This window comes from Burkholderia theae, assembly GCF_048565265.1.
In the GTDB taxonomy this organism is placed as follows: domain Bacteria; phylum Pseudomonadota; class Gammaproteobacteria; order Burkholderiales; family Burkholderiaceae; genus Burkholderia; species Burkholderia theae.
On record NZ_CP183461.1, the window covers coordinates 2109452 to 2122266 of the forward strand.

The following is a 12815-nucleotide window of genomic DNA, read 5'->3' on the forward strand; positions in this document are numbered from 1 at the left end:
CACGCGCGTGCCGCGCGGTTTTCGATGCATGATGCGCTGCCAGTCTACCGCCAAGCGGGATGCAATGCGCCGCAAACGCATCGGGTGTTACCCCGCTTGCGCTCGCGACGCCGCAACCTTACGCGTGAGGCCGACGCTCGGGAAAACGCCGGGCCGCCTCGAAGAAAGTCACCTTGGGGGAGGCCCGTCGAGGGGCGTGGTACGAAGCGACGGGCCCGATGGCGCTCAGAAGCCGCTCAGCACGAGCTTGCCGATCGCGCGCCCGCCCTCGAGCAACTGATGCGCGCGCCGCACGTTCGCCGCATTGATCGCGCCGAGCTGCTCGCCGACCGTCGTACGCAGCGTGCCGCTGTCGACGAGCCGCGCAACTTCGCCGAGGATCCGGTGCTGCTCGATCATGTCCGGCGTCTCGAACATCGCGCGCGTGAACATGAATTCCCAGTGAAACGCGGCGCTCTTCGCCTTCAGCAGTTCGACCGGCACCGGCTTATCGTTCTCGACGATCGTGCAAATGCCGCCCTGCGGCCGGATTACTTCCGCAGCGGCAGGGAAATGGCGGTCCGTGTCGTTGAAGATCAGCACGTAGTCGACGTTCGGATGCCCTGCGTCGCGCAACTGCGCAGGCAGGTCGCCGAAATGGTCGACCACCGCATCGGCACCGAGCGAGCGCACCCATTCGGCCGATGCCGGCCGCGACGCGGTCGCGATCACGTGCAGCTTGCCGAGTGACTTCGCCAGCTGGATCGCGATCGAGCCCACGCCGCCCGCGCCGCCGATGATCAGCACCGACTTGCCGGCGTCCGTGCCCTGCGGCGATACATGCAGCCGGTCGAACAGCGCTTCCCAAGCGGTCAGCGCGGTGAGCGGCAGCGCGGCCGCCGCGGCGAAGTCGAGCGTGCGCGGCTTCAGCGCGGCGATCCGCTCGTCGACCGCATGGAATTCGCTGTTCGTGCCGGGCCGCGTGATGCTGCCCGCGTAGAACACTTCGTCGCCGGGCCGGAACAGCGTGACGTCGGCGCCGACCGCGACGACCGTGCCGGCCGCATCCCAGCCAAGCACGCGCGGCGTGTCCTCGACCTTCGGTTTCGGCGCGCGCACTTTGAAATCCACCGGGTTCACGGAAACCGCCTCGACCTTCACGAGCAGGTCGCGCGGGCCCGGCACGGGCTGCGGCAGTTCCACGTCGAGCAAGGCTTGCGGGTCGTCGATCGGCAGATAGCGGGTCAGTCCAACGGCTTTCATCACGAAACTCCTTTCAGGGAAACCGGGCGGGCCGCGGCGCAGCCCCATGAACGTCATCGTAGGCAACCCGATAATTCGAGAAAACCGCTATATTTCCTGAAACATTTTCAGGAATTTCAGAATAATGACATCCGATCCGATTCCGGCTCCCGACAAGCCGCTCGACCTGCTCGACGTCGCGCTGTTCGTGCGCGCGGCGCTGCTCGCGAACGTCACCGCGGCCGGACGCGAGTTCGGCGTCTCGGCCGCGGTCGCGAGCGCGCGCATCGCACAGCTCGAGCGTCAGCTCGGCGCGCGGTTGCTGCACCGCACCACGCGCCGCATCAGCCTCACGCAGGACGGTGAAGTCTTCATGGCGCGCGCCGACGCGCTGCTGTCGGCCGCCGACGCCGCGCGCGCGTCGGTCGGCCATGGCCGCAGCGAGCCGTACGGGCGGCTGAAGGTGTCGATGTCGTCGTCGTTCGGCCGCCAGCATGTCGCGCCGGTGATTCCCGCGTTCCTGCGCCGCTACCCGTCGGTGTCGCTCGACCTGCGACTGTCCGACGAGATCGTCGATCTCGTCGACGACGGCTACGACGTCGCGGTCCGCCTTGGCGCGCTGAAGGATTCGACGCTCGTCGCGCGCAAGCTCGCCGTGAACCGCCGTGTGCTGTGCTGCTCGCCCGCGTATCTCGCCGAGCGCGGCACGCCGCGCCATCCGGCCGACCTTGCACAACACGAATGCGTGATCCTCGGCGACCAGCGCGACTGGTCGTTCGCCACGCCGCAAGGCCCACTCACCGTGCGGGTCGGCGGCCGGCTCGTCGCGAGCAACGGCGAGGCGATCCGCGAAGCGCTCGTCGACGGCTTCGGGATCGCGATCAAGTCGACCTGGGACGTCGGCCCGCTGCTCGCGAGCGGCGCGCTCGTCACGGTGCTCGACGACTATCCGTTCGCCGACGACGTCGCGATCTGGGCCGTCTATCCGAGCCGCGCGCACGTGCCACTGAAGACGCTCGCGTTCATCGCATTTCTCGCCGAGCATTTCGGCGATCCACCTTATTGGGATCGCGCGGACGAACGTTAGGCACCGGTGTTCGTGCTCGCGCCGCGCGCGTGCCGGTTCAAGTCCGGCCTCAGGATTCGTACCGCCCTCGACCGAGCGGCTACAATGGCGCGTTCGCGACGCAATGGCCCGCAGCCGAACGGGGCCGCGTTCGCAGGCGGCCGCCCGTTGGCCGCGTAAGCGTTTCATTCGCCTTCCAACCATCCCGCCATGACCCACAACCTCGTCATCCAGAGTCTTGCGCCGCTGTCGGACGCCCATCACAAACCGCTGCTCGCGCTGTCGCGCGGCACCCGCATCGTGCAGACCGACGATCACGCGCTGCGCATCGACAACGCGAACCCGGCACAGCGTCTCGACATCGACGCGTACTGCGGCACGCACGCGCTCGACTTCGCATTCGTCGAGGCCGGCCTCGCGCTCGGCGATTTCGGGCTCGTCGTGATGGACATGGATTCGACGCTGATCACGATCGAATGCATCGACGAAATCGCCGATTTCTGCGGACTGAAAACGCAGGTCGCCGAGATCACCGAAGCGTCGATGCGCGGCGAGATCCGCGATTTCAACGAAAGCCTCACGCGCCGCGTCGCGCTGCTGGCCGGGCTCGACGCGCAGGCGCTCGAACGCGTGTACGAGGAGCGGCTGCAACTGTCGCCCGGCGCCGAGACGATGCTGGCCGGCGTGAAGGCTGCCGGCATGAAGACGCTGCTCGTGTCGGGCGGCTTCACGTTCTTCACCGAGCGGCTGAAGGCGCGCCTCGGCCTCGACTACGCGCAGGCAAACACGCTCGAGATCGTCGACGGCAAACTGACCGGCAAGGTGCTCGGCGAGATCGTCAACGCCGACGTGAAGGCACGCCTGCTGCGCGAGACGTGCGCGTCGCTCGGCCTCGCGCCGAACCGCGCGATCGCGATGGGCGACGGGTCGAACGACCTGAAGATGATGGCCGAAGCCGGGCTGTCGGTCGCATTCCACGCGAAGCCCGTCGTGCGCGAAGCGGCAACGGTCGCGTTCGATCACGTCGGCCTCGACGGGCTGCTGCGGCTGTTCTGATCCCGTACGGCCTCAAATGAAAAACGCCGGCGCGATGTCGCATCGCGCCGGCGTTTCGTTTTTCCGCGACCGTGATCGGCCTGCGGTCAGCCGAGTGCGGCCTGCATCGCGCGCTCGAGGTCCGCGCGCAGGTCGGCTTCGTCCTCGAGACCGACATAGAAACGCACCAGCGTGCCGCGATGCGGCCAGTCCTGCCGCATCGACGCGACGTCGTAAGGCATCGCGAGGCTGCACGCGCCGCCCCAGCTCCAGCCGATCGCGAACAGTTCGAGCGACTCGACGAAGCGGTCGATCTGCTCCGCGCTGTAGCGCGCGTCGAACACCACCGAGAACAGCCCGCCCGCGCCCGTGAAGTCGCGCATGAACGACGCGTGCCCCGGGCAGTCGGCAATCTGCGGGTGCAATACCGACGCGATCTCCGGCCGCGCCTTCAGCCACTGCGCGAGCGCAAGCGCGCTCTTGCTGTGCGCGTCGAAGCGCACCTGCATGCTCGGCAGGCTGCGCAGCACGAGCGAGCAATCGTCGACCGACACGCCGATCCCGCAGCGCATCCGCGCGAGCTTCAGCTTCGCGTGCAGCTCCGCGTCCGCGGTGATCGTCGCGCCCATCAGCACGTCGCTGCCGCCCGACTGGTACTTGGTCAGCGCCTGCATCGAGATGTCGACGCCGTGATCGAACGGCTTGAACGCGAGCCCGGCCGAATACGTGTTGTCGATCGCGGTGACGATGCCGCGCGCCTTCGCGACCGCCGTTATCGCCTGCACGTCGGGCACTTCCATCGTCACCGAGCCGGGCGCCTCGATCCAGATCAGCCGCGTGTTCGGCTGGATCAGGTCGGCGATGCCGGCGCCGATGAGCGGATCGTAGAAGCGTGCCGTGATGCCGAAATCCTTCGCGAGCCAGTTGCCGAAGTCGGCATTCGGCCCGTACACGTTGTGCGGAATCAGCACGTCGTCGCCCGCTTTCACGATCCCGAAATAGACGTTCATGATCGCCGCGAGGCCCGACGGCTGCAGCAGCGCGTGCGTGCCGCCCTCGATCTCGGCGAGCCGCTGCGCGAGCGCGAGCGACGTGGGCGTCGCGTGCAGCCCGTAGCGCCACTGGTTGTCGTTGTGCCACACGAGCGCGCGCATCGTCGCGAGATCGGGGAACACGACCGTCGACGCGCGCGCGACCGGCGGCACGAACGAACGGAAGCCTTCCGGAATGACGTCGTCGGGTTGAACGATGCGGGTTTGCAGCGCGCGCTTGGAAGTGGATGCAGTCATGACAGGAAGGCGGGCACGAGGCCGTTCGGTTGCGGAATATGTCGCTAGATTAGCCAAAATCGGCGCATTTGGCCCGGTACAATGCGCGCCGCGCACACCGAGCCAGCGCGAGCTCAGTCGTCGGTGCGCAGGTTGACGACGCCGCCCACCGTCTCGATTTCCTGCACGCGGCCGTCGCGCACCTGCAGCGCCGCGCGCTTGCCTGGCGCGAGACGCAGCACGACGGGCTGCGGGTCCGACTCGTCCGAGTTCATCCGGTCGGCCTTCAGGTCGCCCGTCGCGTCGAAGCGGCCGACCCACACGCCCGTGATGTTCGTGCCGTCGTTCGATTCCTCGATTTCCAGCGTATCGCCGTCGCGATCGCCCGCGAGCAGGACGACCTCACCCGTATCGGCGAACTGGTATTCGCCATGCACGCCTTCCTCGTCCGTCTTCGGGCCGAGATGCACGACGATCGGCCGGTCACCGAGCGTGCCTTCGTAGCGCGGCAGGCGGGCGAACTCGGGATTCGGCCGCAGCGGCCGCGCGGGTGCCGGTTCGTCCTGTTGCGTGCCCGGCGCGGCGGCCTGCGCCGCGACCGTGCCCGGCATCGCCATGCCCGCCGCCAGCGCGCCCGCGACGACGAGCGCCCGTTGCCATTCCGAATATCGACCCACCTTGCGTTGCTCCTTGCTTCAGATTCGCTCGAAAATCGCGGCGATGCCCTGCCCGCCGCCAATGCACATCGTGACGAGCGCGTAACGGCCGCCGACGCGCTGCAACTCGTACAGCGCCTTGACGGCGATCAGCGCGCCCGTCGCGCCGATCGGGTGGCCGAGCGAAATGCCGGACCCGTTCGGATTCACCTTTGCCGGGTCGAGACCCAGTTCCTGCGTCACCGCGCAGGCCTGCGCGGCGAATGCCTCGTTCGCCTCGATCACGTCGAGATCGGCGACCGTCAGCCCTGCGCGCGCGAGCGCCTTTTGCGTGGCCGGCACGGGACCGATCCCCATGTAGGCCGGATCGACGCCCGCGTGCGCATACGCGACGAGGCGCGCAAGCGGCTTCGCGCCGCGCTTCTCGGCAACGCCGCGCTCCATCAGCAGCACCGCGGCCGCCGCGTCGTTGATACCCGACGCGTTGCCGGCCGTCACCGTGCCGTTCTCCTTCACGAACACCGGCCGCAGCTTCGAGAAATCCTCCAGGCTTGCGTCGTGGCGCACGTGCTCGTCGTGATCGAACATCACCGGCGTGCCCCTCTTCGAGCCGATCAGCTCGACCGGCAGGATCTGCTCCTTGAAGTAGCCGGCCTCCGCCGCATGCGACGCGCGGCGGTGCGATTCAAGCGCGAGCGCATCCTGTGCGTCGCGCGAAATGCCGTACTTCGCCGCGACGTTCTCGGCCGTCACGCCCATGTGGATCGTCTGGAACGGATCGTTCAGCGCGCCGACCATCATGTCGACCGCACGCATGTCGCCCATGCGCTGCCCGAAGCGCGCGGCCGGGATCGAATACGGCGCACGGCTCATGTTCTCCGCGCCGCCCGCGATCGCGATGTCCGCGTCGCCGAGCAGCACGCCCTGCGCGGCCGACACGATCGCCTGCAGTCCGGAACCGCACAGCCGGTTGACCGTGAGCGCCGGCGCATGTTGCGCGACGCCGCCGTTGATCGCGGCAACGCGCGCGAGATACATGTCCTTCGGCTCCGTGTGCACCACGTTGCCGAACACCACGTGGCCGACTTCGTCGCCCGACACCTGCGCACGCTGCAACACTTCGCGCACGACTTTCGCGCCGAGCTCGGTCGGCGCGATGTCCTTCAGGCTGCCGCCGAAATCGCCGATCGCGGTACGCACGCCGCTCACCACCACCACTTCACGTTGCATGTTGCCTCCTCATCCTTGTCAGCGAATGAATCGATCGTGCGGGGCCGTGGCCGGCGTGCGTGTTCCGCGTCAGCCTTGCATCAGGCGCTCCACCGCGTCGCGATGCGGAATCGGCGCGACCGCGCCGTAGCCCGTCGTCGACAGCGCCGCCGCCGCGTTCGCATAACGCGCCGCCGCGAACGGATCGTCGCCCGCGACGATCCGCGCGACGAATGCGCCGCCGAAGCAATCGCCCGCGCCTGTCGCATCGACGGCCTCGACCGCAAAGCCCGGCACAACGCGCCGCTCGTTCGGCGTCGCCACATACGCGCCGTCCTTGCCGAGCTTCAGCGCGACGACCTGCGGCCCGTGTTCGAGCATCGCGTCGACGATCGCGTCGCGATCGTTCGCGCCCGTGAGTGCCGTGACGTCGTCCCAACTGGGCAGGCAGATGTCCGTCTGGCGCAGCGCCTCACGCATCACCGCACGGGCGCGCGACAGCGGCCACAGCTTCAGGCGCAGGTTCGTGTCGAAGCTGACCTTCGCGCCGTTGCGGCGTGCATGTTCGACCGCCGCGAACGCGGCGTCGCACGCGGCCGTGCTGATCGCGAGGCTGATGCCCGACAGGTGCACGGCCTTCGCGGCCGCCAGCGCGTCGAGCGGCAGGTCGCCCACCGCATAGCGGCTCGCCGCGGAGCCCGCGCGCAGATAGTCGAACTGGTGGCCATCGGCGCCGTGCGTGACGAAATACACGCCGGTCGGCGCCGCGCGGTCGATCCGCACGTACGTCGTATCGACGTGCTCGGCGCGCCACATGTCGGCCAGCAGGCGGCCGAACGGATCATCGCCGATCGCCGACACGAAGCCGGTCGACGCGCCCTGGCGTGCCGCGGCGATGCAGAAGTTCGACGTATCGCCGCCGAAGCCCTGCAGGAATTCGGGACGGCCCGGCTGCGACTGGTTGAATTCGATCATCGCCTCGCCGAGCGCGAGGATCTCCGGAAATGCGCCGGTCATTGCTTACACCTCGCCCCACAGATCGTGGCCGTCGGCGCCCGTGATCTTCACGGACACGAAATCGCCGACCTTGTAGCGCTTCGACGCCTTCGCTGCCGGCTCGACATAAACGACACCGTCGATCTCCGGCGCATCCGCCGCCGTGCGGCCGATGCCGCCTTCCGCGCTGACTTCGTCGATCAGCACCTTGAGGGTCTTGCCGACCTTGCGCTGGATGCGGTTCGCCGACACTTCCTCGGCCACTTCCATGAAGCGCGCGCGACGTTCCTCGCGGACCTCGTCGGGCAGCGCACCGTCGAGTTCATTCGCGGTCGCGCCTTCGACCGGCGAGTACGCGAAGCAACCGACGCGATCGAGTTCCGCCACGCGGATGAAGTCGAGCAGCGTTTCGAACTGCTCTTCCGTCTCGCCGGGGAAGCCCGCGATGAACGTGCTGCGGATCGTCAGGTCCGGGCACATCTCGCGCCACTTCTGCACGCGCTCGAGCACCTTCTCGGCGTTCGCCGGACGCTTCATGCGCTTCAGCACTTCGGGGTGCGCGTGCTGGAACGGCACGTCGAGATACGGCAGCACGTGGCCCTTGAACGGACCCTCGGCCATTAGCGGAATCACTTCGTCGACGCTCGGGTACGGATACACGTAGTGCAGGCGCACCCATGCGCCGTACTGCGCGGCGAGTTCGCCGAGCGCGGCGACCAGGTCGGTCATGCGCGTCTTGATCGGCTTGCCGTTCCAGAAGCCCGTGCGGTACTTCACGTCGACGCCGTACGCGCTCGTGTCCTGCGAGATCACGAGCAGTTCCTTCACGCCCGACTTGAACAGGTTCTCGGCTTCCAGCATCACTTCGGCGACCGGACGCGACACGAGATCGCCGCGCATCGACGGGATGATGCAGAACGTGCAGCGGTGGTTGCAGCCTTCGGAGATCTTCAGGTACGCGTAGTGGCGCGGCGTGAGCTTGATGCCGGCGGCCGGCACGAGGTCGACGAACGGGTCGTGCGGCTTCGGCAGGTGCGAATGCACGGCCTGCATCACTTCACCCACGGCGTGCGGGCCGGTGACGGCGAGCACCTTCGGGTGGACTTCCTCGATCAGGTTCGAGCCGCTGGCGCTCGACTTCGCGCCGAGGCAGCCGGTGACGATCACCTTGCCGTTCTCGGTCAGCGCTTCGCCGATCGCGTCGAGGCTTTCCTGCACGGCTTCGTCGATGAAGCCGCAGGTGTTCACGACGACGAGGTCGGCGCCGTCGTAGGTGCCGGAGATTTCATAACCTTCGGCGCGCAGCTGGGTGATGATTTGTTCGGAGTCGACGAGGGCTTTCGGGCACCCGAGGGATACGAACCCTACTTTTGGGGATTGGGACATCTGGATGTGTGGGGGCGTGGCAGCAAAAGCGTGAGTTTACAGCGATTTAGGGGCGGCGAGGCAAAATCGGGGAGCCGCCGGCGGCCCAACCCCGCGCCGGTGAATTCACCGCCCGACGGGCGGCCGATCATGTGACTGAGCTTGATGCTTGCCTTTCACTTCGGGATGAGAGGTGGCCGAGCTACCGTAGCGATCCGTCCGCCAAGGGGCGCTCGGGGAGCTGCGCGCCGTCGAGGGAGGCCAAGTGCTCGGCGGCTCCGTGCCGGTCATTGACGGTCCAGATCGGTTGGGCTGTGCCGAGCCGCTGTAGGCCCAGGCGCAACCCGCATAGATCGTGAACGCCGACGTCACCTCCGTGACGGCTCACCCACGTGAGCGAGCACAACCGCGGGCATCTCAGGATGCGGCCAATGGACCTCGTATACGGCCTGCTGGTAGTGATCCGCCCTCATGAGGAATCAGACACGAAGAGTAGGCACGTGAAGGCAACGATCAACCGACAGTGTCAGGGACGGATCGCCGGCACATGGCTAGCACCTATCCGCGTAGGGAAAGATCTGCATTGGGTGCAGGAAACCCAAACCGACGGGTTCGAGTCAGCGGCTGACCGAGCGGCGGCGGTGCGTCTCGTCATCGAAATGTTCAGGCGGGGTCATGGTGAGGTCCGGATTGTGCGCGAGTTTTCCGAGCGCGGGCTCAAGATCCCCGACAGCAGGCACTCAGCGTCGTCGAACAATTACAGGCCGCTTAACCGAAAGCGGATCAGCGAGAGGTCCGTCGAGGCGGACGGAGAAGCGTTCCGGCTTGAAGGCTAGTACCCCGCCCACTGACGTCGACTGAATTCGCGAACCTGCGATACCTCGCCGAGCAGCGTCGGCGTCGCAAGCGCTCGGGAGAAATTTCCGGCGGCACGACCGGCCTCCCGATCACCTACTGCGGGCACCGCCGCAAGTTTTCGAAACCACCTGATCCCAAGGCTTCATAGAGCAACGGCGCCAGATGGTGCCGTTGTCGTTTATGCAAGCCTCGCAATGCGTCGAAAGCTTCAGCAATTCCTTCCAATGGTGCTGCGTTCAGATGACAGACGCGTGTAATTGGATGTAATGGATCTACCGTGCAAGCGGGAATATGTTTGTTGTGCGTGAGCTTTATATGTCACGCGGCAAAACCAAGGACTGTACGTTTATCCGAGCTAGACAAGGATGTAGATCATCAACATTCCATTTCAACGCGGAATGCCATCCGTCTCAACTTTGCCAGCGAGTCCCCTCGTCATTCTTAATTATCGCCACCAAGTCACTTGAGGAAATGAAATGTACAAGGAAACCGGCGTTGATGCCAGCATTCAGGAAATCACTTTACTCTCAGTTATTAATGCAGAAAAAGTAATCGAAGAGGCAAAGGGAAAAACATCGTTCGACAAAAACCTTCCCGTCCCGATTGGGCACAATCATCAATACCTGTTGTGTGACGACCCCTATCGCCCCTCGGAAAATCAAGGAGCGTGGAATATAAAATTCTATGCAAAGAGGTTTGATTCCGTCAATTTTACCGGAACAACGATTCATACCAACTCACGCTATGCCGTAATTGTCTACGATCTCGTACACCAGAGTGGTGAACACGTATTGGACCTGCGACCGAAAATCGGGCTTACCCACCGCGGCTATACATTGGCGAGAGCCGCGGAGCCCAACCCGGATACCTATGACGGTCTGGATGCAATCCCTCGCCCGAGAGCCTTCTCGCTCTTTGATACGCGTGTTCTTGCAAACGGAACGGAGAGTTTTTGGATCCGCTTTGCTTTGTATACGCTTGAACCCGATGGGGAAACGCAGAAGTTCCACAGTTATTTCGAATGGGATCCGACGATTACCACCTTGGGGCTGTGAGTAGCAGTTTGCGAGTATGTGTGACACGTGTCCACTTCGATCGAGTGGACACGTGTGTCAGAGATCGCCGTTCCTGACAAGGCGGGTTGCATACATTCGCCAACGCATCGTCGCTCCCGCACGCAACTGGCCATGACGCAGGCACGCTCAGCAATTCTACCGGGCACGTCGGCAAGCGCACCGAGGGTATCATCAGATACCGGGCCTCCGGATCTTCAGCACTTGGCCAATATGTCACGATTCCGGTGACGCCCACTGCACTTTAAGGTTTCAAGCATCGGACTATCCCCGGAATCACTTCCATCGCCATGCTTGCCATGTATTCGGGCGCCTTGGTGATCTTGTTCCCTCACACTCCTCCCTCTCCTACCGCTCGGCCTATTCGATCTCGAAGAGTGGGCGCGGCACCGTATTCGCGGCGCAGAGCTTTATCACCCGCCGGGGGGCTGTCACTAGATCCGGAATGCCGCAACCGACGCGTGTCGCACAGGAATCGACCCGGACGCGGGCTGCGGCTATGCGAAAATCGCAGCGTTCGCTCTCTTCAATTACCCAGCGGGGCCCGCATGACCACCCACATCACGATCGAATTCACCGAACACGCTGCCGAAACCATCGGCGAGCAAACCAGCACGAGCTTTTCCTACGACCAGGGCGCACACGTGCCGCAACCGGGCGACTTCGTCGAACTGGAGAATTCGCCGCAGACGTTTCTCGTGATCGGCCGCGTGTTTTCGCTCAAGGCGAACTACAGCGCCGTCAAGCTCGTGCTCGATCTTCCGCCGCACGACGACGAGTAAGGATTCCCGGCGCTTTAAAACAATCCGGGCCGGACCCGTCGGCGTTACCTTCGGCATTCGCACACATCCGGCCCGCGTTGCGTGAAATCGCGCCCGCGACGAGGTCGCAAAAAAGCCCGCCGAAGCGGGCTTGATCCGGTCCTGTATTCACGGAAACATCGCCGCGGTCAGGCACCGATCGAACCACACCGCATCGTCTCCATCGCCGATCGGCCACATTTCCGCATCGAGTTGCGGCAACCCGGTTACCGGCGCTGACGCGTGGTTATCGCCACCAGGCGCGCCCGCGCGCATCCACCCCGATTGCGCTCCACCGTTGTCGCACGCACTCGCATGCGCCTGCGCTTCGCAGAACGCCACGGGTCGCACCTTCCGGCCATCGGCCGCACTCACCAACCGGTACTGGTAAACCGCTCCGGTCGCCCAGTCCTCGCTCTGGCTGCAGACCCGCGCACGATTCTGCACATGGACCGCGCCGAAACACGCATATGAAACGTGCGCGCCACTCGCATCGTCAGGAATGAAATCGCAGTTTCCATCGAAACCGGTCAGCGGGCCGCCCGTGTATTTCGCGAGCCACTGGCGCTCGGCCAGCGCTCGCGCGATCAACCCTTTACCCGACTGATCGGCCAGCACGGCGGTACGCCGATCGATGGCCTTGCGCACTTCGTTGGCGGCCATCGGATGGCCCTCGTAATCGGCGCCGAGACGGTTGTCGCGCGCGTCGATCCAGCGGCGCTGGCTGCGCACCAGCATGTCCCGGATAACAGCGTCCGGCGCAGCCTTCAGCACACCCGCATAGGCCGAATTCATGCGCGCATCGGCCGCCCGCAGCCCGGGATTCGCGCAGATGCGCTTCTCGATCGGTTGCGCGGCTTTCGCGCAATCCATCGCAAAGGCCGGTGCGGCCAGGCCAATGCCGCACATGAACATCGAAGCAAGACCGGCCAGCCTGCCGGCCGATGCCATTTGAATCCCTCGCATGCTCTCTCTCATTCGGTTTGTTTTTCTTGGCTGCACCGCATCGGCGCGGCATCGAACATCGTGTCGTGCCCGGAACCCGATGCCGCGTTTCGCGACAAACGACTTCCACGGCTTTGCGGTGCTGCGCCGCTGCGGGTTCGACACGCAAACATCCGAGCCGGTACACACGCACCTGTCAGGTGCGGTGCGTCCCGGCGTTCATTCGTATGTGACTGGAGCTCGATCGACCGGACCGCGGTCATGCCCGTTCATGCCCGGCGCGAGCATTCGGTGCCGACGATCATGAACGACCGTCGGCGAAC

The 12815-nt window shown here is 65.3% G+C and carries 11 protein-coding genes; 4 read left to right on the plus strand and 7 right to left on the minus strand.

Annotated elements, in window-relative coordinates; translation table 11 throughout:
- Positions 1–225: 225 nt before the first annotated feature.
- Positions 226–1242: a zinc-binding alcohol dehydrogenase family protein gene (locus tag ACN22W_RS09975; protein WP_419683931.1), complete on the minus strand. Its 1017-nt coding sequence runs from the start codon at positions 1240–1242 to the stop codon at positions 226–228.
- Between the two features lie 124 nt (positions 1243–1366).
- Here ACN22W_RS09975 and ACN22W_RS09980 point away from each other — a divergent pair, with 124 nt between their 5' ends.
- Together ACN22W_RS09980 and serB are read left to right on the plus strand one after the other, a co-directional pair.
- Positions 1367–2308: a LysR family transcriptional regulator gene (locus ACN22W_RS09980; RefSeq protein ID WP_129512250.1), complete on the plus strand. Its 942-nt coding sequence runs from the start codon at positions 1367–1369 to the stop codon at positions 2306–2308.
- 189 nt (positions 2309–2497) lie between these two features.
- The gene (gene serB, locus ACN22W_RS09985) at positions 2498–3343 is read left to right on the plus strand and encodes a phosphoserine phosphatase SerB (RefSeq protein WP_048250981.1); all 846 of its coding nucleotides are present in this window, start codon (positions 2498–2500) and stop codon (positions 3341–3343) included.
- A gap of 86 nt (positions 3344–3429) precedes the next feature.
- Here serB and ACN22W_RS09990 read toward each other — a convergent pair whose 3' ends face one another.
- From ACN22W_RS09990 to rimO, 5 genes are all read right to left on the minus strand, one after another.
- Entirely contained in the window at positions 3430–4611 is a 1182-nt protein-coding gene (locus ACN22W_RS09990; RefSeq protein WP_129512252.1) for a cystathionine beta-lyase, read from the minus strand.
- A 113-nt stretch (positions 4612–4724) separates the two neighbouring features.
- A complete protein-coding gene (locus ACN22W_RS09995) occupies positions 4725–5267 on the minus strand; it encodes a hypothetical protein (RefSeq protein ID WP_419683934.1) in 543 nt (180 codons plus the stop codon).
- Positions 5268–5285: 18 nt separating this feature from the next.
- Positions 5286–6476, minus strand: a complete 1191-nt coding sequence (gene bktB, locus ACN22W_RS10000; protein ID WP_419683936.1) for a beta-ketothiolase BktB — start codon at positions 6474–6476, stop codon at positions 5286–5288.
- A gap of 69 nt (positions 6477–6545) precedes the next feature.
- A complete protein-coding gene (locus tag ACN22W_RS10005; protein WP_419683938.1) occupies positions 6546–7472 on the minus strand; it encodes a sugar kinase in 927 nt (308 codons plus the stop codon).
- Positions 7473–7475: 3 nt separating this feature from the next.
- On the minus strand, positions 7476–8837 hold the full coding sequence (gene rimO / locus ACN22W_RS10010) for a 30S ribosomal protein S12 methylthiotransferase RimO (protein ID WP_048250895.1): 1362 nt from the start codon (positions 8835–8837) through the stop codon (positions 7476–7478).
- Positions 8838–10150: 1313 nt separating this feature from the next.
- Between rimO and ACN22W_RS10015 the strand changes: the two genes are divergently transcribed.
- Positions 10151–10729 carry an AidA/PixA family protein gene (locus ACN22W_RS10015; RefSeq protein ID WP_419683940.1) on the plus strand — a complete coding sequence of 193 codons (579 nt, stop codon included), beginning with the start codon at positions 10151–10153 and terminating at the stop codon, positions 10727–10729.
- Between the two features lie 566 nt (positions 10730–11295).
- The gene (locus tag ACN22W_RS10020; protein ID WP_419683942.1) at positions 11296–11529 is read left to right on the plus strand and encodes a hypothetical protein; all 234 of its coding nucleotides are present in this window, start codon (positions 11296–11298) and stop codon (positions 11527–11529) included.
- A gap of 147 nt (positions 11530–11676) precedes the next feature.
- Here the strand turns inward: ACN22W_RS10020 and ACN22W_RS10025 are convergent, their stop codons facing one another.
- The gene (locus ACN22W_RS10025; RefSeq protein WP_419683944.1) at positions 11677–12657 is read right to left on the minus strand and encodes a lysozyme inhibitor LprI family protein; all 981 of its coding nucleotides are present in this window, start codon (positions 12655–12657) and stop codon (positions 11677–11679) included.
- Positions 12658–12815 lie beyond the last annotated feature (158 nt).

Coding starts and splice junctions, on each gene's coding strand:
- ACN22W_RS09975 (WP_419683931.1), bottom strand. CDS start 1,242: ATGAAAGCCGTTGGACTGACCCGCTATCTGCCGATCGACGACCCGCAA.
- ACN22W_RS09980 (WP_129512250.1), top strand. CDS start 1,367: ATGACATCCGATCCGATTCCGGCTCCCGACAAGCCGCTCGACCTGCTC.
- serB (WP_048250981.1), top strand. CDS start 2,498: ATGACCCACAACCTCGTCATCCAGAGTCTTGCGCCGCTGTCGGACGCC.
- ACN22W_RS09990 (WP_129512252.1), bottom strand. CDS start 4,611: ATGACTGCATCCACTTCCAAGCGCGCGCTGCAAACCCGCATCGTTCAA.
- bktB (WP_419683936.1), bottom strand. CDS start 6,476: ATGCAACGTGAAGTGGTGGTGGTGAGCGGCGTGCGTACCGCGATCGGC.
- ACN22W_RS10005 (WP_419683938.1), bottom strand. CDS start 7,472: ATGACCGGCGCATTTCCGGAGATCCTCGCGCTCGGCGAGGCGATGATC.
- rimO (WP_048250895.1), bottom strand. CDS start 8,837: ATGTCCCAATCCCCAAAAGTAGGGTTCGTATCCCTCGGGTGCCCGAAA.
- ACN22W_RS10015 (WP_419683940.1), top strand. CDS start 10,151: ATGTACAAGGAAACCGGCGTTGATGCCAGCATTCAGGAAATCACTTTA.
- ACN22W_RS10020 (WP_419683942.1), top strand. CDS start 11,296: ATGACCACCCACATCACGATCGAATTCACCGAACACGCTGCCGAAACC.